The 21,603-nt window shown below is 62.6% G+C and carries 18 protein-coding genes and 2 pseudogenes; 7 read left to right on the top strand and 13 right to left on the bottom strand.

Going from position 1 to position 21,603, the window contains the following annotated elements; translation table 11 throughout:
• Window positions 1-280 precede the first annotated feature (280 nt).
• Complete coding sequence (locus QIW53_RS00725; protein ID WP_371047796.1) at window positions 281-796, top strand: Hcp family type VI secretion system effector; 516 nt, start codon at window positions 281-283, stop codon at window positions 794-796.
• 557 nt (window positions 797-1,353) lie between these two features.
• On the opposite strand, the gene QIW53_RS00720 is transcribed toward QIW53_RS00725, so the two are convergent.
• From QIW53_RS00720 to QIW53_RS00700, 5 genes are all read right to left on the bottom strand, one after another.
• Complete coding sequence (locus tag QIW53_RS00720) at window positions 1,354-1,542, bottom strand: hypothetical protein (protein ID WP_371047795.1); 189 nt, start codon at window positions 1,540-1,542, stop codon at window positions 1,354-1,356.
• Window positions 1,543-1,552: 10 nt separating this feature from the next.
• On the bottom strand, window positions 1,553-1,795 hold the full coding sequence (locus QIW53_RS00715) for a hypothetical protein (protein WP_371047794.1): 243 nt from the start codon (window positions 1,793-1,795) through the stop codon (window positions 1,553-1,555).
• Window positions 1,796-1,856: 61 nt separating this feature from the next.
• Window positions 1,857-2,927 (bottom strand): lipocalin-like domain-containing protein, encoded by a 1,071-nt coding sequence (locus QIW53_RS00710; protein WP_371047793.1) that lies wholly within the window; start codon window positions 2,925-2,927, stop codon window positions 1,857-1,859.
• The gene (locus QIW53_RS00705; protein ID WP_371048069.1) at window positions 2,917-5,400 is read right to left on the bottom strand and encodes an FtsX-like permease family protein; all 2,484 of its coding nucleotides are present in this window, start codon (window positions 5,398-5,400) and stop codon (window positions 2,917-2,919) included. Before QIW53_RS00705 ends, QIW53_RS00710 begins: the two co-directional genes overlap by 11 nt.
• Entirely contained in the window at window positions 5,390-6,058 is a 669-nt protein-coding gene (locus QIW53_RS00700; RefSeq protein ID WP_371047792.1) for an ABC transporter ATP-binding protein, read from the bottom strand. Before QIW53_RS00700 ends, QIW53_RS00705 begins: the two co-directional genes overlap by 11 nt.
• A gap of 190 nt (window positions 6,059-6,248) precedes the next feature.
• On the opposite strand from QIW53_RS00700, the pseudogene QIW53_RS00695 reads away from it, so the two are divergent.
• Together QIW53_RS00695 and QIW53_RS00690 are read left to right on the top strand one after the other, a co-directional pair.
• Window positions 6,249-6,541, top strand: a pseudogene (locus QIW53_RS00695) (type II toxin-antitoxin system RelE/ParE family toxin).
• A 2-nt stretch (window positions 6,542-6,543) separates the two neighbouring features.
• Window positions 6,544-6,843: pseudogene (locus tag QIW53_RS00690) on the top strand (addiction module antidote protein); the annotation flags it as partial.
• A gap of 258 nt (window positions 6,844-7,101) precedes the next feature.
• Here the strand turns inward: QIW53_RS00690 and QIW53_RS00685 are convergent.
• Window positions 7,102-7,998: a LysR family transcriptional regulator gene (locus QIW53_RS00685; protein WP_371047791.1), complete on the bottom strand. Its 897-nt coding sequence runs from the start codon at window positions 7,996-7,998 to the stop codon at window positions 7,102-7,104.
• A gap of 161 nt (window positions 7,999-8,159) precedes the next feature.
• On the opposite strand from QIW53_RS00685, the gene QIW53_RS00680 reads away from it, so the two are divergent.
• On the top strand, window positions 8,160-9,179 hold the full coding sequence (locus QIW53_RS00680; RefSeq protein WP_371047790.1) for an alpha/beta hydrolase: 1,020 nt from the start codon (window positions 8,160-8,162) through the stop codon (window positions 9,177-9,179).
• Between the two features lie 171 nt (window positions 9,180-9,350).
• Window positions 9,351-10,778 (top strand): mechanosensitive ion channel domain-containing protein, encoded by a 1,428-nt coding sequence (locus QIW53_RS00675; RefSeq protein ID WP_371047789.1) that lies wholly within the window; start codon window positions 9,351-9,353, stop codon window positions 10,776-10,778.
• 108 nt (window positions 10,779-10,886) lie between these two features.
• Here QIW53_RS00675 and ycaC read toward each other — a convergent pair whose 3' ends face one another.
• From ycaC to QIW53_RS00650, 5 genes are all read right to left on the bottom strand, one after another.
• A complete protein-coding gene (gene ycaC / locus QIW53_RS00670) occupies window positions 10,887-11,513 on the bottom strand; it encodes an isochorismate family cysteine hydrolase YcaC (protein WP_371047788.1) in 627 nt (208 codons plus the stop codon).
• 67 nt (window positions 11,514-11,580) lie between these two features.
• On the bottom strand, window positions 11,581-13,419 hold the full coding sequence (locus QIW53_RS00665; RefSeq protein ID WP_371047787.1) for an amidohydrolase: 1,839 nt from the start codon (window positions 13,417-13,419) through the stop codon (window positions 11,581-11,583).
• Window positions 13,416-14,009 (bottom strand): antibiotic biosynthesis monooxygenase, encoded by a 594-nt coding sequence (locus QIW53_RS00660; protein WP_371047786.1) that lies wholly within the window; start codon window positions 14,007-14,009, stop codon window positions 13,416-13,418. Before QIW53_RS00660 ends, QIW53_RS00665 begins: the two co-directional genes overlap by 4 nt.
• Window positions 14,002-14,418, bottom strand: a complete 417-nt coding sequence (locus tag QIW53_RS00655; protein ID WP_371047785.1) for a DoxX family protein — start codon at window positions 14,416-14,418, stop codon at window positions 14,002-14,004. Before QIW53_RS00655 ends, QIW53_RS00660 begins: the two co-directional genes overlap by 8 nt.
• Window positions 14,419-14,697: 279 nt before the next feature.
• On the bottom strand, window positions 14,698-15,618 hold the full coding sequence (locus tag QIW53_RS00650) for a LysR family transcriptional regulator (RefSeq protein WP_371047784.1): 921 nt from the start codon (window positions 15,616-15,618) through the stop codon (window positions 14,698-14,700).
• A gap of 189 nt (window positions 15,619-15,807) precedes the next feature.
• Between QIW53_RS00650 and QIW53_RS00645 the strand changes: the two genes are divergently transcribed.
• On the top strand, window positions 15,808-16,248 hold the full coding sequence (locus QIW53_RS00645) for a helix-turn-helix domain-containing protein (RefSeq protein WP_371047783.1): 441 nt from the start codon (window positions 15,808-15,810) through the stop codon (window positions 16,246-16,248).
• Between the two features lie 61 nt (window positions 16,249-16,309).
• Here QIW53_RS00645 and QIW53_RS00640 read toward each other — a convergent pair whose 3' ends face one another.
• Window positions 16,310-16,885 carry a flavodoxin family protein gene (locus QIW53_RS00640; protein ID WP_371047782.1) on the bottom strand — a complete coding sequence of 192 codons (576 nt, stop codon included), beginning with the start codon at window positions 16,883-16,885 and terminating at the stop codon, window positions 16,310-16,312.
• Window positions 16,886-17,192: 307 nt separating this feature from the next.
• Between QIW53_RS00640 and QIW53_RS00635 the strand changes: the two genes are divergently transcribed.
• On the top strand, window positions 17,193-19,997 hold the full coding sequence (locus QIW53_RS00635; RefSeq protein ID WP_371047781.1) for an ATP-binding protein: 2,805 nt from the start codon (window positions 17,193-17,195) through the stop codon (window positions 19,995-19,997).
• Here the strand turns inward: QIW53_RS00635 and QIW53_RS00630 are convergent.
• Window positions 19,962-21,446 carry an ATP-binding protein gene (locus QIW53_RS00630; RefSeq protein ID WP_371047780.1) on the bottom strand — a complete coding sequence of 495 codons (1,485 nt, stop codon included), beginning with the start codon at window positions 21,444-21,446 and terminating at the stop codon, window positions 19,962-19,964. The genes QIW53_RS00635 and QIW53_RS00630 overlap by 36 nt on opposite strands.
• Between the last annotated feature and the right edge of the window lie 157 nt (window positions 21,447-21,603).

Below are 21,603 nucleotides of genomic sequence, written 5' to 3'. Positions count from 1 at the left end.
GACTCGCACGCCCCAATCGCTCACTGGTGCGGTTTCGACACAGGGCGCCGGGCGTCGCTGACCCACAAAACAGTGTGTTGGAAAAAGCGCGCGGTTGCGCAGGCAATTGCACTGATTACATGACTGCTCGTCGCCTTGACAGCTTCCCGACTTCGACCGATCACTCCAATCCCCTGATCTGAAGGCCTCGCGGTCGTTCTGGCATGGACCTTGATAACGGTGAGGCGCCCCGCAGGCGATGATGCCTTGCGGGAACCTTCAAGATTCAGGGAGAGAATCCATGGCAATACCCGCGTACATGTCCATTACAGGCAAGAAACAGGGCCTGATCACCGAAAATGCGTCGACCGCCGACTCGGTAGGCAACGGCTTCCAGGAAGCTCACAAGGATGAAGTCATGGTTCAATCCGTCTCCCATGACATCCTCATCCCGCGCGATCCCCAGTCCGGCCAGCCGACCGGTCAGCGCGTACACCAGCCACTGGTGATAACCAAGGTATTCGACAAGGCTTCACCTTTGCTGCAAACCTCCCTGACCACCGGCGAAGTGTTGACCGAAGTGGTGCTCAACTGGTTTCGGATTTCGGCAACGGGCACCCGGGAGCATTACTACACCACCAAGCTGGAGGACGCGATTCTCGTCGCCATCAACAACAAGATGCACGACTGCCAGGACCCCTCGGGCGCGCACTTCACGCACCTGGAAGAACTGCAATTCACCTACCGCAAGATCTACTGGACCCACGAAATAAGCGGCACTACCGGTTCCGACGACTGGCGTAACCCTGTTACCTGATTGGGCAGCTTCGACATCGGTCAGCGCTGCTGGCCGATGTCGTCAGTTTCTATTCCAATGGTCGCTAATGGCGCAAATGTGTCTGGCTGTCGGGAGCACACTTGCATGATCAATCAGAGGCTGCACATAACTTTGTCGTTACTGCAAACTGGAAAATCTGCCGCCAAATTGCGCACAATATTGCGCAATCTTTAAAAGGGTTCGGGATATTGGAAACAACCGCGGGAGCCGATTGCTCCTGGACAAATAACTGCAGAAGAGGTGTTCGCCCAGTGTAATGGCCTTGGCAATCCCTGCACCGGTAAAGAGCCCCGCCACTGGGCGAACGGCGAGCATTTTAATGCAACTTCCCCGTGATGTCCGTGCCTGTAACATGAAATTTACTGAGCATTAATTAAATATCATCAAAAACATGACTTACATACACGACTTAAACTCACCGGTTCGGCCATAACCTTGGCTAATTCTTGTACGAAAGATGTACAAGAACATTCTAAAGTTATAGAGCCAATACTCAACTCCTGTACTGGGTGGTGATTCACCCCCTCTAAGCAACATCACTTTTGCGTCGGATCAGCATTGCGGGCCGTTTCCTGCGCCGTGGATTCTCCGCTCGCGGTGCCTTTGCCGCTGTCCTTGCGCCGGGTCGGATCGGTAGGACGCAGGGCATCATTGTCGCGCTCGACCTCTCCGGGTGGACGCGGTTCGTCGGGATGTTTCGTGGTGTCGGGGGATTGGCTGCTCATGGATCTCTCCTCAGGATTCAGGGTCGGCGACTTCACGACTGACATTCACCGCCGGCGAGTCCTTGTGGGATTGCCTGGCCTTGTCCTTGAGGGCCTGCCACTGCTGCAGATCGATGGCGCCCTGCCCCAGCAGATCATCAGCCACGCGCAGCAGTTCGGCGTAATGGGCGTCGGGGGATTGCTGCCAGTAGGCCTGATCGTCGAACAGACGCTGCCACGCGGCCAGGTCGGGGACTTTGAGGTCATCGCTCATGACGGCTCCGGTGAATGGGCTGGTTCAATTAGGAGAACGTCGCGCCGCCGAGAGTTCCGCCTCAGTAGCCGGTCATTTCCAGATAACCCTTGCCCGCATGGCTACCGCTCAGGCGCACCGGACCTTCCCAGTAGGGAATTCGAAGGTTCATCCAGGCATCGGGGTTGAGCGCGGTGGTGGTGAGTTCAAGCTGTTTGCCGGGAATCCTGATCGACCAGCGAACCGGCATGGAACGCCCGGCGACCTGTTCGAAACCTTGCGGCGTGAGACTGATGTCAGCAGCGTGCAGTAACTGGGTGCGCCCCTGCGCGTCAATCCAGGTGCCGGTCAGGTAGGGCTCACCCTCGTTTTGGCGCATGCGGTAGAGCATCACCCGTTCGCCGCTGTCCAGGTGCAGGGAAAACCAATCCCAACCGCTCTGGTTGGCAGTGAGGGGCTGGCTGCTCCACTCGCGATCCAGCCACGCCGGGCCGCTGACCTGATAGGCCTTGCCATCGATTTCCAGGGTACCGCGCGCCTGGAAAAATGGCTGGCTGTAATAGTACGACGCCTGGCCCTGTTCGGATTTCTGGCTGAAACCCTGGTCGCCCTGCAACACAGGGGCATGGCGGGTCGTCAGTTGCAGCGTGTAGCTGAAACCCTTGTCCCGGGCACTGAGCTGCAGATCCTCCAGCCCATCGGTAACCCGGCTGCTGAAGCGCCAGTCGTCGATCCAGGCGCTGAACGGCTGCACACTTACCCCGGCCTGGCCCACGCCACCCCGGGCATAACGTTCGGCCGCATGGTGCACGGTCGCCGAGGTCACCGCCGCGTGGCCGAGCCAGATCGTCTGGTTGCCCCACCCCGCCACTTGCGGCGTGGCTTTGAGGGCACTGCGGAACAATGTCCACTGCACGCCGAACTCGCGTCCCTGATCGTCCCTGAGGTTGGCGGTGACGTACCACCACTCGATGCGAAAGCCCTCGTGGGCACCGTGATCAGCCGGAAAGCTGAACACTCGACCAGGCACCACCGGAGTGAACGTGGTGGCTTCACCACCCAGTCCGGCAAAACCCTTCTCGGCCGGCGGCGAGTCATCGCAGCCACTGACCAGCAGCATCAGCCAGCACAAGGCAACGCACTTAATCCTCATGGGCAAACGTCCTCAGCAGGTCCGCCGGTTGCGTGCGGTACAGCGAATACAGCGGCCAGGCCGAAGCCAGCAAGGTCGCGAGCAATGCCAGCCCCATCAACTGCGCCAATTGCAACGGGAACAAGCGCAAGGGCAGGCGCCAGCCGAACGCTTGCACGTTGATCACCGTGTCCAGGCACCACGCCAGCGCGATGCCCAATGGCAAGGCGAGCACCAGCGTCAGCACCGCCAGCAGCCAGGTCTGGCCAAGGTTGAGCAGCATCAGTTGCCGGCGCGTCACCCCCAACGCCCACAGCGGCGCGAGTTGTCCGAGTCGGCTCTGGCTCTGGGTCAGCAGGCTGATGAACAGCGCCACGCCAGCAACGCCAAGGGTCAGGCTGTTGAGCGCCGCCGTCGCGGCGAAAGTGCGTTCGAATACCTGGGTGGACCAGCCCTTGAGCCGGGCCTGATCGACAATGCGGCTGTCATCGAGGGCGAAAGCGGCCTGCAGGCTATTCAGGAATGTCGGGATCAAGGCAGGTTCGATGCGCAGGTTGAAACGATTGGGCGTCAGTTGTGGCCAGCGCACCAGCAGGTGATCGGCGTTGACCAGAATGTGCCCCTTCGGATTGCCGTAATCGGCATAGATACCGACGATGCGTGGTGACCATGTGCCGGTCGACGCGGGCAGTGTCAGGTGTTCGCCCAATCGGACGTTGAGACGCCGGGCCAGTTGTTCGCTGAGCATCAACGTGTCTTCCCTGGCCAGTTGCTCCCAGGGGTTATCGCCCTGAGCTTCGAGCAATGGCCAGTGCTGACGATAAGTCGGGTGATCGATCACGCCAAACACGTCTACCGGCCAGCCCTGCAACTGAGTCGACAGCTGCCAGTTGGGCAACACGGCCGTGAGCGACGGCTGCTGTTTCAGCCAGGGGTGCAACGCCGTGGCCTGCGCCGGGTCTTGCGGGTTTACATACAGCTCGGCGGTCAACCGCTGTTCGAGCCAGTCGCTGAAGGTCTGGCGGAAACCGGCGGTCATGCTGCCCGCGCCGATATTGGCCGCCAGGGCCAGCAGCAGCGCCATCAACGCAAGGCTCAGGGCCGGCAACTGCTGGCGGCAATCGGCAAGGAACCACTGGCCGAGCACGGAACGACGGCGCTGCAACAACAGGTTCAGCAGCGTATCGAGCAGCACCGGCAACGCCAGCGCGGCCCCGATCAGCAGCGCAGCCATCAGCACGAAACCACTGGCGAGGCTATCGCCAAGCGCCCACGCCAGCGCTGCAATCACTCCGGCCAGCAACGCGACCCAGCCCTGTCGCCGCAACCAGCGGGCATGGGCTTGATGCCAGGCCTGCGGGTTGGCCAGGGCCAGCAGCGGCAAACGCGCCGCCCGCAACAGGCTGCTGGCACCGGCCAGCAAGGCGCCGAACAGGCTCAGGCCAACGCCGCTGAGCCACCAGCCGACGCTCAGGCTCAGCTCTCCCGGCACCTCGGCACCGTACAAGCCACGCAGACTGGCGGCGACATCGGGCAACAACACGCTGGCCAACAGATAGCCACTCACCACGCCGGCCAAGGCCCCGATCAACGCGAGAAGCCCCAGCTCGACGGCCAGACAAGCGATCAGCCTGCGTGCGCTGACACCGCAGGCACGCAGGGTCCGGAGCAGGCCACGGCGTTGTTCGAGTGCCAGGCCGATGGCTGCGTGAACAATGAAAAGGCCGACGACAAATGAAAGAAAGCCCAGGGCATCCAGGTTCAAGTGGAAACTCTCGGTCAGGCGCGACAGGTTGTTCTCCTCGCCACTGCTCTTGAATTGCAACTGGCCCTTGAGCGAATCCGGCAAGGGCGCACTGAAATCCCTGGGCAACAGCAGCCGCGACAGCTGATCCGGCAAACCGAGAATCCGCTGGGCAAAACCGATGTCCACCAGCAACACGCCCGGAGCCATGTCGGCCTGTACCTGCAGCGGCGGCAATGGCTCAGCGTTCACGCTGACAGGCCGCTCGCCCTCGCGCAGGCCCAGCGCCTGCAAGGTCTGAGGTGAAATCCAGGTGGTGCCCGGAGGGCTGAAGAAATCGACGATCCGCTCGATCGCCATGGCCTGCCCGGCGACCGCCGAACCGGCCGGCAACGACACCGGCTCGATGCCCATCAGTTGAAGACGCTGGTCTTCGTGCCCCTTGAGTGTCACCCGCCCCTGCAACACCGGGGACACCGGCCAGCCCATGCGCCGCAGTTCGACAAACAAGGCCTGGGGAAACGTGCCGCCAGCCGGCGCACTGAGGCTGGCCTGGGGCTCACCGCCGATCAACTGGCTGGCGCGAGCGTAACTGTCCCGCGCCTGGCTGTTCAGCGCCTGCACGCCAGTCAGCAGGCCCGTGGCGAGCCAGAGACCGGTCAGCACGCTGAACAACTGCACCGGATGTCGCCGCCAATGGCTGAGCAATGCGCGCAATGCCTGGAAAAATACCCGCACCTCAGCGCGCATCCGCGCCAGCCAGGCGACCACGGTGCAACACAACCTTTTGCGCCAGTCGCGCCGCCACGCTGGGGCTGTGGGTGACCATCAACAAGGTCGTCGGGCTGTCGTCGAGCAGCTCCAGCAACAATTTCAGCACTTCATCACTGGTGCCTTCATCGAGGCTGCCGGTGGGCTCGTCCGCCAGCAGCAACCTGGGTTGCGCCGCCAATGCCCGACCCAGCGCCACCCGCTGCTGCTGACCGCCCGACAGTTGCTCCGGATAACGCCGCAGCAAATCAACCAGGCCCAGACGCTGGATCAGATGGGCCTGCCAGCGCGCATCGTGACGCCCGGCCAGGCGCGCCTGAAACGCCAGATTGTCCTCCACACGCAAACTGCCGATCAGGTTGAACTGCTGGAACACCAGGCCGATTTCAGTGCGCCGCCAGTTGGCCAGTTGCGCCTCGCTCATCTTCTCGAGCCGGTGCTCGCCACTGTGGATGCTGCCGCGATCCACCTTGTCCAGCCCGGCGATCAAGTGCAGCAACGTGCTCTTGCCACTGCCCGACTCGCCCATCAACGCCAGGCTGCTGCCGGGCTCGAGCGTCAGGTCGACCCCTTGCAACACCGGCAACGGACCTTGCGCGGTGGCATAGCTTTTGAAGACGCCTTGGACCTGAAGCATGGGACACCTGATTGGGAAGCGTGGGGCAAAGGATAGCGGGCTCATGTGCTGTTTGTCCGTGGTGATTGCGCCACGGGTTGCGCAGTCAATCAATGCGAGGCGTAAACGTCCCACATACAGCCAGGAAGAAAGACACAAGCTGAGCGAACTGCCTGACTGATCTCAGGTATCCGAACAGGTACCTCAAGCCATGAATTATCTTGTTCGACAAACCACACGCTTCGTTGAATGGCACGCTTCGATGCGCGACTTGCGGGCGAAGGTTGCTATTGCTCGTCGCATTGACAGGGCTTCTGCGGGAATCTTGGGGATATAAAATCGGTGGGTGATGGTGTATCCGAAATGCGCGTGGACGTCGGTGCCGGCTAGCGGGTTTACTTCACTCTGCGCAACAACGTCGTGATTTTACTGCTTGTCGGGGGCGACAAATCCTCGCAAACAGCTGACATCAAGCGGGCGAAAAAATTGGCACGGGAGGTTTGACCATGAGCCAGACGTTGACAACTTTCGATATGACAACGCTGCTGGACAGTGACGAAGCGATCAGCGAGTACCTTTCCCAGGTCCTGGCAGATGGCGATAACGAAGAGTTTCTTCGAGCGATCGGCTATGTTTTAAAAGCTCGAGGCATGGCACAAATTGCCAAGGATTCGGGAATGGGTCGCGAAAACCTGTCCAAAGCCTTCTCGCCCGGTGCAAGACCTCGCTTCGATACCGTTTTGAAAGTTGTTCATGCACTTGGACTTGATCTCTACGCACAACCTGGTCATGCGGTAAATCGTTCCAGGCATCGCGGTTGCTGGCGACAGCGTTGGCGTTTGAGGGCATTTCCATTTGCACGCTCCAGAATGGGACGGTGGGTTGACCGGCCCGAGTCTAGATCAGCGCTTTTGATAAGCCCATCGGGTGTTTGTTGCAATCTTGTAAGCCGGCACCGACCGGGCGATACCGGCGATGAACCTGGCACCGAGCCTGATCACCTCGGCCACCGGTAAAAAACAGAGAACGACACGCACATCAACAGTGGGAGCGCCGCGTGAAACCTACAGCCCCCCTTCAACCCCATCCAGCCGCTCACGCAGGAACTCGATCAACGCCTGCACCGGCCGCGAACTCTGGCGATGTTGCGGATACACCGCCGACAACGTCAGCGGCTCGGGCTGATAATCCTCCAGCACCGGCACCAGCCGCCCATCCTTGAGCGCCGCCCCGACGATGAAGGTCGGCAGGTAAGTGATCCCCATCCCGGCAATGGCGGCATCCTTGAGCACCTCACCGTTGTTGACGCGCATGCGCCCGGTGACGTTGACCGTCACCGGCTTGCCCTGCCCCGCGAAGCGCCACTGCACCTGGCGACCGTGACCATACGGCAGACAATCATGGCCGTGCAGGTCTTCGGGTTTAAGCGGCGTGCCCCGCTCGGCCAGGTAGGCCGGGCTGGCGCAATACACCCGCTGGATGGTGGCGATGCGGCGGGCAATCAGCGTCGAATCCTCGAGCACGCCGATGCGCAACGCTAGGTCGTAGCCCTCCCCCAGCAGGTCCACCGGCCGATCGCTCAAGTCCACTTCCACCGTGACGTCTCGGTAGCGTTGCAGGAACACCGGCAGCAGGCAGCCCAGGTGCGCCAGCGCAAAGGACAAAGGTGCACTCAACCGAATGCTGCCGCGCGGCTCGCTGGTCTGACCGGCGATGCCCTGCTCCACCTGTTCGACTTCGCCGAGCAGGCGCAGGGCCGACTCATAATAGCTCTGGCCCAGGGGTGTCACGTCGAGCCGCCGTGTCGATCGATTGAGCAGGCGCACGCCCAGACGCTCCTCGAGCTGCATCAAACGACGGCTGACAAACTGCTTGGACAGGCCCAATTGATCGGCGGCGGCGGTGAAGCTGCCGGAGTCCATGACCTGGCAAAAAATACGCATGTCTTCGAACGGATTCATTGTCACTCTCTGGTTGACAGTTAAACGCTTTATAGCCGCTTTTTCCTTTTACGGCACCTTATTAATCTGTGTCCACGGTGTTGCTGAGGCCTGAACTTCACAGCCAGCAGCCCTGACCATCAGGTAACGAACATCCAATCAAATCAAAAAGGAATTGCCCCATGAACCTCGTCAAGAAAACCCTCACCGCTTCCCTTCTCGCCCTTGCTGTCGGCAATGCCTTCGCGGCAGGCAGCCCGGGCGTCGAGCACAATACCCAGGCGTTCCTCGAAGCGCTCGCGGCCGGCGGTGGCAAGCCACTTGAGCAGTTGAGCCCGAAAGACGCCCGTGCAGTGCTGACCGGTGCGCAGAACTCGGTGAAAGTGGACCTGTCGGGCGTCGAAGTCAGCGATCGTGCGATCAAGGTCGACGGCCAGACCATCGACCTGAAAATCGTCCGTCCGGCCAAGGTCAAAGGCGAGTTGCCCGTGTTCATGTTCTTCCACGGCGGCGGCTGGGTGCTGGGCGACTACCCGACTCACCAGCGCCTGATCCACGACCTGGTGGCCGGCTCCGGTGCCGTCGCGGTGTACGTCAATTACACGCCATCGCCGGAAGCGCAGTACCCGACCGCGATCAACCAGGCCTACGCCGCGACCCGTTGGGTGGCCGAGCACGGCAAGGAAATCGGTGTCGACGGCAAACGCCTGGCCGTGGCCGGCAACAGCGTCGGCGGCAACATGGCCGCGGTCGTGGCCTTGATGGCCAAGGAACAGAAAACCCCGGCGCTGCGCTTTCAGCTGCTGATGTGGCCGGTGACCGATGCGCAGTTCGAGACAGGCTCGTACCAGCAGTTTGCCGAGGGCCACTTCCTCACCCAGGGCATGATGAAATGGTTCTGGGACAACTACACCACCGATCAGGCTGAACGTGCGCAGATCCACGCCTCGCCATTGCGAGCCAGCGCCGAACAGCTCAAGGGTTTGCCTGCCGCCCTGGTGCAGACCGCCGAGTTCGACGTGTTGCGTGACGAAGGCGAAGCCTATGCCCGCCACCTGGATGCGGCCGGCGTAGCGGTCACGGCCGTGCGCTACAACGGCATGATCCACGACTTCGGCCTGCTCAATCCGCTGAGCCAGATTCCGGAAGTCAAGGCGGCGGTGCGCCAGGCGGCGCTGGAACTCAAGACTCACTTGAACTGAGTTTCCCCCCCTGTAGAAAACCTGTGGGAGCGAGCCTGCTCGCGATGGATGTGAAGACGACGCGGTTAACCAGTCATTGCGCGTCATCGTTAACGTCCATCGCGACGGTTCGACGCCTCGACATGCTCGCTCCCACAGGAGTATTCCAGCCCCCCTTTGCGGAGATGCCCCATGTCACTCATCTACAACCACCTGCTGTCCCTGAGTGCCCTGCTGCTGCTCATCGACACCGTGCTCTGGCACCTCGCACCGTTCAAGCATCGCGTCACGCGGGTCGGTGTGCGCCTGGTGATGTTCGTGTTGTTCAACGCCATCGGCATCAACGCCGGGGTCAGCCCGTTGCAGGCGCCGTCGTTCGCCGATGATCGCGTGGCGCAACTGGGGGCCACAGCCCTGGGGATTCTCTGGTGGCTGTACGCCGCGCGGGCACTGACCGAGGTGATCGGCCTGGTGCTGATGCGGCGCATTGGCCATAGCGGCCGCCTGCTGCAGGACGTGATCGGCGCGCTGGTGTTTCTCGCCGCCAGCGTCGCTGCCGCCGGTTATGTGCTGGAGTTGCCGGTCAAGGGTTTGCTGGCGACCTCCGGGGTGGTGGCGATCGTGGTCGGTCTGGCCTTGCAGAGCACCTTGAGCGACGTGTTTTCCGGCATCGTGCTCAACACCACCAAGCCGTATCAGGTGGATGACTGGATTGTGATCGACGGCGTGGAAGGCAAGGTGGTCGACATCGACTGGCGCGCCACGCACCTGCTGACCGGCGCCGGCACCACCGCCGTGGTGCCCAACTCGGTGGCGGCCAAGGCGAAGATCGTCAACCTGAGCCGCCCGAACAACATGTTCGGGGTGTCGATCAGCATCCACGTGCCCAACAACATTCGTCCGCGCCGGGTGCTGGATGCCCTGGAGCGCACCTTGCGCGGCAGCAGCCGCCTGCTGGCCAGCCCGGCGCCCAAGGCGGTGCTCAAGGAAGCCGGCGAAAGCATGTCCGAGTACGTGGTCAGCGGCTTTATCGCCGAGCAGGGCAAGAAGAGCGAAGTGCGCAATCAACTGTTCGACCTGGCGCATCGGCACCTCGAAGCGGCGGGCATCTCCCGTCGACTCGATGGTGTGATCGAGCCCGCCAGCCGCGCCCGGACGCTGCTCGATGAGGTCAAGATCTTCCGCTCGCTGAGTGACGACGAACGCGATCAGTTGGCGCAGTCGATGAGTGCGCAGCAGTACGCGGCGGGCCAGGTGGTGTTGGGGCTGGAGGAAGTGCCGGACAGCCTGATGGTCATCGCCACCGGCGTGGTCAGTGCCACCGTGCCGGACGGCGCCGGACACACCGAAGCCGGGCGCATGGGCCCCAGTGAAGTGATGGGCGAACAGAGCATTCTGGGTGACACCCCTTCGGAAGCGACGTTCACCACGCTGACGTCGTGCATCATCTACCGCATCGACAAGGCGCTGGTGCGCAGCTATATGGAACAACGGGGGGAAGTGGGTCGGGCATTGAACAAATTGCAGGCGGTACGCACGCAGAACAGCCGACTGGCACTGATGACCAAACCGGCACCGATCAAGAAAGGAGGCTTTTTGAGCTGGATGCAGAAACGCTGAGCACAAAAACTGGAGGAGCGAGCATGCTCGCGATTGCGATGGTTCAGCCAACGTTGTCGTTGGATGCCCTACCGTCATCGCGAGCAAGCTCGCTCCTGCAAGTCCAGCTTACTTGGTCGTGAATGCCGAGTAGCTGTTCATCAGGTTGCGGTAGTTCGGGATGCGCTGGGACAACAGGTTGGCCAAGCCTTCCATGTCGTTGCGCCAGTCACGCTGCAGTTCGCAGGCTACGGCGAACCAGTTCACCAGTTGTGCGCCGGCGGCGGTCATACGGGCCCATGCAGCTTGCTGGACGACGTCGTTGAACGTACCGGAAGCGTCGGTCACGACGAAAACGTCGAAGCCTTCTTCCAGAGCGCAAAGGGTCGGGAAAGCCACGCAGACATCAGTCACGACGCCAGCGATGATCAGTTGCTTGCGACCGGTAGCCTTGATCGCCTTGACGAAGTCTTCGTTGTCCCAGGCATTGATCTGGCCTGGACGAGCGATGTACGGCGCATCCGGGAACATTTCTTTCAGCTCTGGCACCAGCGGGCCGTTCGGGCCGGATTCGAAGCTGGTGGTCAGGATGGTCGGCAGGTTGAAGAACTTGGCGCAGTCGGCCAGGGCCAGGACGTTGTTCTTGAACTCGTTCGGCGAAAAATCCTGCACCAGCGAGATCAGGCCGGTCTGGTGGTCGACCAGCAGGACAACGGCGTCGTCTTTGTTCAGGCGTTTGTACGGTACGTTGCTCATGTGAAGCTCCTCGATGGATGGGTGTTACAGGAGCGCCGGCACGCAAGGCTGACGCTATTTCTTTCACTTAGAATGCGAAGCACGAGCAGCCGAAGGCGCCCCAGAAACCGGCGAAGTCGCTGACCGGCACATTCGACATCCGCGCGCGATCATGACTGTGGGCATGCACGCCACAGGGGCCGCTGCAATGGTGAACCTGAGCCTGCATCGGCGAGTTCTGGCGCCAGTGACCCGGGACCTTGGCCACCGGCGACCAGTCCGGCAGCACCGGCACGCTGGCCGGGCCGAGTTTTTCGAAGTCTCCGGCGGCGTACACCACCTTGCCGCCGACCACGGTCAGCACCGACTCGATCCACTTGATCGCTTCCTCGTCGACGCTGAAGAAGTCCGCACTCAGGGCCGCGACGTCAGCCAACTGGCCGACCTTGATCATGCCTTTCTTGCCCTGCTCCGAAGAGAACCAGGCGCTGCCGTGGGTGAACAGTTCCAGCGCGGTCTGGCGCGACAAGCCTTCGGCGTGCAGTTCCAGGCCACCGACAGTGCGGCCGCTGACCATCCAGTACAGCGAGGTCCAGGGGTTGTAGCTCGAAACACGGGTGGCATCGGTGCCGGCCCCGACCGGAACGCCCTCGGCCAGCATGCGCTTGATCGGCGGCGTGGCTTCGGCGGCCTTGGCGCCATAACGCTCAACGAAATACTCGCCCTGGAACGCCATGCGGTCCTGGATCGCGATGCCACCGCCCAGCGCCCTCACCCGCTCGATGTTCTGCGGGGTAATGGTTTCGGCGTGGTCGAAGAACCACGGCAGGCCGTTGAAGGGAATGTCGCGGTTGACCTTCTCGAACACGTCGAGCATGCGGCTGATCGATTCGTTGTAGGTGGCGTGCAGGCGGAACGGCCAGCGCTGTTCCACCAGGTGGCGAACCACCGGTTCCAGCTCGTCTTCCATGGTTTGCGGCAGGTCCGGACGCGGTTCGAGGAAGTCCTCGAAATCCGCCGCCGAGAACACCAGCATTTCCCCGGCGCCGTTGTGGCGCAGGAAGTCGTCGCCCTGATGCAGGGTCACGCTGCTGGTCCAGTTCTTGAAATCGGTCAGCTCTTCCTTGGGCTTCTGGGTGAACAGGTTGTAGGCGATGCGCACGGTCAGTTGCTGATCCTTGGCCAACTGCTCGATGACTTGATAATCGTCGGGGTAATTCTGGAAACCGCCGCCGGCGTCGATGGCGCTGGTCAGGCCCAGGCGGTTGAGTTCGCGCATGAACTGGCGGGTCGAGTTGACCTGATACTCCAGCGGCAACTTCGGCCCCTTGGCCAGGGTCGAGTACAGGATCATGGCGTTGGGACGGGCCACCAGCATGCCGGTCGGCTCGCCGTTGGAGTCACGCACGATCTCGCCACCCGGCGGGTTCGGCGTGTCGCGGGTGTAACCCGCCACCCGCAGTGCAGCGCGGTTGAGCAAGGCACGGTCGTAGAGGTGCAGCACGAACACCGGCGTATCCGGCGCCGCCTGGTTGAGTTCCGCCAGGGTCGGCATGCGTTTTTCGGCGAACTGGAACTCGTTCCAGCCGCCCACCACGCGCACCCATTGCGGCGTTGGCGTACGGTCGGCCTGCTCCTTGAGCATGCGCAGCGCGTCGGCCAGCGAAGGCACACCTTCCCAGCGCAGTTCGAGGTTGTAGTTCAGGCCACCACGGATCAGGTGCAGGTGCGAATCGTTGAGACCTGGAATCACGCAGCGACCCTTGAGGTCGATGACCTGGGTGCCGGAACCGCGCAGGGCCATGGCCTGGGCATCGGTGCCCACCACGACGAAGCGACCGTCGCTGATGGCCACGGCGCTGGCGTGTGGGTTTTCACGGTCAACCGTATTGAATTGACCGTTGAACAGAATCAGATCGGCGTTCATCGCGTTTCCTTGGAGGGATTGGAAGGGGACAACCAGGGGGCGAACAGACGCGTCGCCAGAGGCATGAACAGGTAGCAGACCGACACCACGATGGTGAGGGTGATGAGGAACGTGGCGACCACGTAATTGGACAACCAGGCATTGAGTTGCAGCAGCGGGCCCCAGATCAGCGGCACCAGCAAGGTGTGCGGCAGAATCACCAGCAGCGTGACCACGGCCTGCTTCCAGCGCGGTGGGGGTGCGGCAGCGGCGTCGGCGGTCGGGGCGAACCAGAACTCATTGACCGGGTTGATTTCGGTCTGATCGCCATCGGCGAGCATCGGCGTGGCTTCGTTCACCAGTTGCAGGCGCTGCGGGGAGTCGAGCCAGTGTTGCATCGCTTCGGTACTGCTGAAACGCAGCACGCAGGTGTACAGGTCGAGGCCAGCGTTTTTGCCACGAATCACATCCACACCGAGGTGGCCTTCCTGCTGCCCGGCGATGCTGACGATGTTGTGTAACCAGGCTTCGTAAGGCCCCTCGAAACCGGCCTTGACCCGGTGCTTGATGACCAGGGTCACGACTTCTTCGAAACGGTTGGATTCAGGCATAACGTAAAGCTCCGGTGAATCGGACATTGAGCGCGAGCCGTCCCGGCCCGGCGATAAGAATGCTGCTGAACAGCAGCAACAACAGCCAGCCGAACTGCCCTTCTTCAATGCTCCACTGCGGATGGACCACCCGCAAAGCGATCAACAGGACACACAGGATCGGCAGGCACGCCAGACGCACCAACACACCGGCAATGATCAGCAACGGGCACAGCACCTCGGCAAGGATCGCCAGCATCAGGGTGATGTGGGCGCCCAGGTGGAAAGGGTCTTCGATCACTTGCAATTGAGAACTGTAGTTCAGAAGCTTGGGCAGGCCGTGTACCCACAGCAGAAACAGACTGGCGCTGACACGTAAAAACAGCAGCCCGAAGGCCTGGGCCCGTTCATCCTGTCGCGTATCGTTCATGGGTACCCGCCCGATTCAGAAAACAGCGACGTCAATGCGCCGTAACGTCATTGGATAATGCGGGTATGGGGGCGGGGAAAATTGGATGTACGTGCTCTCTTTCAGGAGCTGCGCAATTCCACTGTAGGAGCGAGCATGCTCCGGGCGGCGCTCCGACGATGATCGTTAACGATTACGCGGAATGCCTGAATGCCGGCGGTGCCTGGGCATTTTTCGCGAGCATGCTCGCTCCTACAGGGGGACGCGGGCGTTCGTGAGAGCCCGCGCACGCCCGGGGAATCAGCCGTTTATGGGCAACGGCCTCGACATGAACTCACCGATCCGCGAACGCAACCAGCGCTCGGCCGGGTCGTTGTCGTGCACGCCGCTCCAGGCCATCGACAACTGCGCCGCCGCAATCGGGAACGGCGGATCCTCGGCCCGCAACGCACAGCCCTCGACCAGCGCACACGCGGCATAATCGGGCACCGTGGCGATCATCTCGGTGCCGGCCAGCAATGCACGCAACCCGCTGAACTGCGGCACCCCGAGCACCACCCGGCGACTGCGGCCGATCTTCGCCAGGTCCAGGTCGATGTTGCCGCTCAGGTCGCCGGAAAAGGACACCATGGCATGGGGTCGCTCGCAGTACTCATCGAGCGTCAGCGGCCCGGGACGTTTGTCGCCGCGCAGCACCTTGCAGGGGATGTCACGCAGCTTCTTGCACTTGGCATTCGCCGGCAGATCGGTGGTGTAGCTCACCCCCACGGAAATTTCACCGGAGGCCAGCAGCGTCGGCATGAGCAGGTAGTTGGCACGCCGCACCACCACGATGATGCCCGGCGCCTCTTCCTGCAACTGGCGCAGCAAGGGCGGGAACAGGCCGAACTCGGCATCGTCCGACAAACCGATGCGAAACACGTCGCAACTGGTCGTCGGATCGAACTCCTTGGCCCGGCTGACCGCGCCGGAGATGACGTCCATCGCCGGCTGCAGCTCCTTGAGAATCGCCAGCGCCCGTGCCGTCGGCTCCATGCCGCGACCGTTGCGCAACAGCAGCGGGTCATCGAACAGGTCACGCAAACGACCGAGGGCCGCGCTCACCGCCGGTTGCCCCATGAACAGCTTTTCGGCGACCCGGGTCAGGTTCTTCTCGAACATCAAGGCCTCGAAAATCACCAGCAGGTTCATGTCGACGCGGCGCAGATCGTTTCGGTTCATAGGCACGGTTCCTTGTTGATGCGTCGGACTTTACGCGATCCCCGGCCGATTGTGCACAGAACCCCGCGCTGAAAAATTGCAGCCATGTGCTGAGTCGATCTGTCTGCGCACCGACACAATTAACAACGTTTAACTCGCCTGCCAGCCACCCTCGACCAAGAATGAGGCTCACCGACACGGACATTTGTTATGGCCCATTTCCAGCAGAACACCGCCTGTATGGCCGTCACCGAAGCACCGACGAAAACCACGGGAGGGCTGACACCCTGGCGTGAACGTCTGGCCAAGCAACTGATCCTCGAGCGCCTGGGCGAAACCATCGAAGTCGGCGACCTGGCCCAGGCCTGCGCATTGTCACGCAGCCATTTCTCCCGCGCGTTCAAATGCAGCACCGGTCTCTCGCCGCAGGATTGGATCCGTCAGCAACGCATCGCCCGCGCCAAGCAATTGATCCGGGACACCGACCGCAGCCTGACGCAGATCAGCCTCGAATGCGGCTTCTGCGACCAGGCGCACTTCTGCCACATCTTCACCCGCAGCGAAGGCATCAACCCGTTCGCCTGGCGCTGCCGCTCGGTGCGTGCCCAGCCCCGTCAAACCCTCCCCACTCCTCGATTGCACGCGCAATAAGCGCAGGGCAACCGGCATTCCGGGTCACGTCGTTTGTCCAAGGCAGACATGCAATGCCGGGTCAGACTGACGCCGATCCCATGCGCTGCGCCAATCGCGCCACCCGCTCCCCCAGAAGCGCGGCGGTGCAGCGGTCTTCGGCCGGCGGCGCGTCTTCGGGGGATTGCTCGACGTTCGATTGCGCCATGGCACCCAGCGAGCTGCCCAGTCGATTCAACTGCCCGTCGAACTGACCGCTGCCGGAGCGCGCCGGCAATACGTCCAGCCCGACCCAGATCATCGAATGCTGGGCGGCGAAGACCGCCATCTGCAACAAGGTGTTGAGCTTGTCGCCGCACAGGCAGCCTGAATTGGTGAAGCCGGCGGCGATCTTGTCGTGCCAGGGCTGGGCCAGATAGAAGGTCGCGGTGGACTCCATGAACGCCTTGAAGCGCGCCGACGCACTGCCCATGTAGGTCGGCGCGCCGAAGATGATCGCGTCGGCCGCGTGCAATCGTTCCCATTGCTGGTCCACATCCTCGACCGAAATCAACAGGCAGGTGCTGCCACGGTGGCGCTCCACCCCCTGAGCCACGGCCTCGGCAATGACGCGGGTGTGCCCGTAGCCACTGTGATAGACCACCACCACGTTGCTCATTCCATATTCCTTTTCGGGAGCGGTTCCGGATCCGACTGACCGGTGGAAGTTGAAGAGACAGAGTTTTGGGCGTAGACCAGACCCAGCACGAGTTAAACGTTGTTAATTATCCCTGGCGCGCGAAAAGCCGTGGCGACGCCTTTATTCCTTGCCGCAGCCAGCGAACCGTAGCGCCGACCCACGAGCGCCACACCCCGGGCGCCCGTCCACGTCCCAGGCCAGGCGACATGCACATTGCACCAGGGCGCAAACCCGACGAAAATGCTCGGAATTCCCCGACCAGAAGGCTGCAAGCAGGAGTGCACCGTTGACCCCACCCTCCGCCCAGGCGATCCATTTCGGCCCCTATCGAATCTATCCTGGACAGCGTCTGGTCATGGAAGGCGATCAACCTGTGCGCCTGGGTCGGCGCGCCATGGACATCCTGTTGATCCTGCTCGAGCACGCCGGAAACGTGGTGAGCAAGCAAACGCTGATTGCCGGCGTCTGGCCCAACAGCGTCGTCGAAGACATCAACCTGCGGGTGCACATGGCCGCCTTGCGCAAGGCGCTGGGCGACGGCCAGGCGGGGCAGCGCTACATCGTCACCGTGGCCCAGCGTGGCTACAGTTTCGTCGCGCCCTACTCGCTGGAGCAGGCCGAACAACCGGCCACCGATCCCGCCAGGACGCCTGGCGGCCACAACCTGCCGTTGCGGCGCACCCGCCTGATCGGCCGCCAATCCCTGGTCGATAACCTGGTGATGCAGCTACCCCGCCAGCGCTTCATCACCCTGCTGGGTCCCGGCGGGATCGGCAAGACCACTGTGGCCCTGCGGGTCGCCGAACAACTGATCGGGCATTATCGCGACGGCATTCTTCTGCTGGACCTGGCGCCGATCAACAAGCCCTCGATGATCGGCGCGCACTTGGCCAACCTGCTCGAAATGTCCTTGCACGCTGACGAGCCGACTCAAGAGCTGGCGACCTTCCTGCGCGACCGTCACATGCTGCTGGTGATCGACAACTGCGAACACCTGATCGACGCCATCGCTTCGCTCAGCGAAAGCCTGCTGCGCGCCGCGCCCCATGTGCATATCCTGGCGACCAGCCGCGAGAGCCTGCGCGCCGAGGGGGAATTCGTCCAGCGCCTGGAGTCTCTGGACTGCCCTCCTCCCATCGCCGTGCTCGACCGCGCTCAGGCGTTGACGTTCTCGGCACTGCAGCTGTTCGTCGAGCGGGCAATGGCCAGTCACGACAGCTTTGAGCTGACTGATCAGGAACTGCCGCTGGCCATCGAAATATGCCAGCGGCTCGACGGTATTCCCCTGGCGCTCGAACTGGCGGCAGCGCAAGTCGGCAACCTGGGTTTGAGCGGTTTGCTCAAGCGACTCAAAGGCAGCTTCCGCCTGCACACCTACGGCAATTCGGCCACGCTGGGGCGCCACCAGACCCTGCGCGCCACGCTGGACTGGAGCTACGAACTGCTCAGTGCCTGCGAGCAAACGTGCCTGCGCCGCCTGGGCATGTTCAGGGGCAGCTTTACCCTGGAGTCGGCCGCTGCGGTGATCGGCGGCGAACGCATCGATTCGCGCGAGATATTCGGTTCGATCACGCAACTGGTGGCCAAGTCGCTGCTGATCGTGGAGGTCGGTGACGAGGAAGTGTTCTACCGACTGCTCGACACCACACGCCGCTACGCCCTGGAAAAACTCGGCCTCGCCCTGGACCTGCCAGGCACCCGCGAACGGCACGCCGAACGCTGCCTGGCCTTGATGGAACAGGCCAGGGACGACTGGGAACGGGTGCCGACCAGCCTGTGGATCGAGCGTTATGCCCGCAGCCTGGAAGACATCCGCTCGGCCCTCGACTGGGGATTGACCGACGCGGGTCCGCAGGCCCTGGCGATTCGCCTGACCGCGACGTCCACGCCGCTGTGGCAGGAACTGTCGCTGCTCAAGGAACATGGCCTGTATGTGCGCAAGGCCTTGGCCCTGCTGAAAGTCGCGTCCGAGCCCTGCCCCCGGGTGGAAATCGCCCTCAAGCTGGCGCTTGGCAGCTCCTGCTATCACGCCCAGGGTGGCACGCCGGAAACCATCGAGGCCTTCGTCAGCGCCCGCACCCTCGCCCGCCAGTGCAACGACATCGCCGGTCAGTTGCGGGCGGTCTCGGGGCACATGGCGGTCAACCTCTGTCGCGCCCACTATCACATGGCGCTGGAGCAGAGCCAGCAGTTCGACCGCCTGGGGTTGCACGGCGACGCGGTGTTGTCCCTGAGCACCCAGCGCCTGCGGGTCCTGGCGCTGCATTTTGCCGGCGACCAGGCGCAGGCGCGGCTCAATGCCGAGCAGGTGCTGCAGCGCATGACCCAAAGCGGGCACCTCAACCGCTTCACCCATGGTTTCGGCGTGCAGTACGACCAGAGCGTCGCCTCATTGACCATTCTCGCACGCATCCTCTGGTTGCAGGGGCACCCGGAACAGGCCTGGCAAACCGCCCGGCAGGCGCTGGATATCGCGCTGCAGATCAACCACGGGACGTCCATCTCCTACACCCTGGCCCTGGCGGGCTGCCTGATCGCGCACTACAACGGCGACCAGGGCACGGCGCGGGAACTGTTGCGGCTGTTGCTGGAACAGGCGCAAAAACACTCGGTGCAGCTGTTCCACACCTGGGCCCGGCATTACGCACAAGTGATCGACCACGACGAAGCACGCCTGCCGTTTCAATCCAGCCTGGGACTGATCAAGGACATCCTGATCACACTGGACGGCCGTTTCGTCGATGATGAACTGGTGCTGCGGGCGGACACCGGCGTCGCCGGCTGGAACACGGCGGAAATTTTGCGGGCCAGGGCCGATGTGCTGCTGGCCGAGGATTACCTGCTCAACAGTGCAGCGGCCGAAAGCATGCTGATTCGTGCGTTGAACGTGGCCAAACATCAGGGCGCCCTGGCCTGGGAACTGCGCAGTGCCACCTCGCTGGCCCAACTGTGGCAGCGCCAGGGTCGCCAACGGCAGGCCTACACCCTGTTGGCGCCTATCTATCACCGTTTCAGCGAAGGGCATGCCACCCCTGACCTGGTGAAAGTTCGCCGGTTACTCGACCAGTTGCAAACCCGGCGGACCTTCTGAGTTCCAGCGGGTCTGGCTGGTATAGCGCGCATAGCTCATCTCGACGACGGGCAGCTCACCACTGTCTTCGAGTTTTTCCAGCGCATAGCTGCGGGTGGTATTGAGGAAGCGGTACTGGGTAGGCCCCCTGCGCTGCTCCACTGACAGCAAGGATTTGCGCACCAGGCTTTGCAGCCCTTCCATCAGTCGATCCGGCGACAACCTCGTGCAGGCAAGTACGCCCATCGCCGCCTCCAGGCTGAAGGCCTTCTTGAACACCGCCAGGCGCTGCAACACCGTTTGCTCCAGGGGACTGAGCTGGTCGTAGCTCCAGTCCAGTGTCGCCTTCAGGGTCTGGTGGCGCGGAACGGCGGTGCGACGCCCCAGGGACAGTAACTGCAAGCAGTTATCGAGCTGGGCCTGCACCCCGACCAGTGCCAGCGCATCGATTTGCGCGGCGGCCAGTTCTATGGCCAATGGCAGGCCGTCGAGACGCAGGCAGATTTCGCGCACCGACTCGAGGTCCTGTTCACGCAGGGCGAACCCCTGCTGACGAGCGCGGGCGCGACTGACGAACAGTTGCACCGCCGAGTAACCCATGACCTCGTCCACATTGCACAGCGCCGATCGGGGCGGCACCGTCAGTGGCGGCAACACCTGCACGGTCTCCCACGAGACCCGTAACGGCTCACGACTGGTCACCAGAATCGACAGGCGCGGCGCCGACTTCAGCAACGTTTCGATCAGTGACCGGCAGCGCGCGTGCAGGTGCTCGCAATTGTCCAGCACCAGCAACGCATGCCAGCCCGCCAACGCCTCCAGTGGCCTGCCGACCTCCAGCCCGAGGACTCGACTCAAGTGGTCCTCCACCTGCGCCGGGTCGTCGATGGCAGACAGATCCACCAGCCAGGCACCGTCCCGGTAGTGCTGCAGCAGCAACTCGGCCACCCGCAGCGCCACCGTGGTCTTGCCGATGCCGCCGGGACCGACCAGGGTCAGCAGCCGGCACACGGGCAACTGTCGCACCAGGCTGCCGACCAACGAGTCTCGACCGGTCACCGGGGTCAGCCGTGCCGGCAGGTTGTGCGCGAGCTTTTGCGCACGGTCGAGCGCAATCTCCGAGCCCGACGGGGCCTGTACCACTGGCGCGATGAAGCGGTAACCGCGCTGCGGAATGTTTTCGATGTAGTGCTGGCCATGCTGCCCGTCGCCCAACCCGCGACGCAAGGCAGCGATGTGCACGCGCAGGTTGATGTCTTCGACCACGGACGTCGGCCAGACCCGGGCAATCAGTTCGCCCTTGGTGACAACGTTGCCCGCGTGCTCCACCAGTATCTGCAGAATGTCGAGTGCCCGGCCGCCCATGCGCAGCGGCCGGTCACCGTCCAGGATCAGACGCTGGCGCAAATGGAAGGCGTAGGGACCGAAGTGCAGCACGGTCTCGTTGTTCAATTCTCTGACGCTGTTCATAGGCGTTGATGTGGGCGAACCCGCTGCCGCTTGAGGACAGGCAGGGCTCACGGAGTCTCCTTGCAAAACGTTCACCGGTATCTTGGCAGCCCTCCGTGACGGAACAACTGCCAAAGGGGGAGCGTCACGGCCATCCCGGTGCGCAGGACGGACACCG

The sequence above is a fragment of the Pseudomonas fluorescens genome, assembly GCF_041354075.1.
GTDB classification, from domain to species: domain Bacteria; phylum Pseudomonadota; class Gammaproteobacteria; order Pseudomonadales; family Pseudomonadaceae; genus Aquipseudomonas; species Aquipseudomonas fluorescens_CE.
This window is presented reverse-complemented; position numbering and strand designations above follow the sequence as displayed.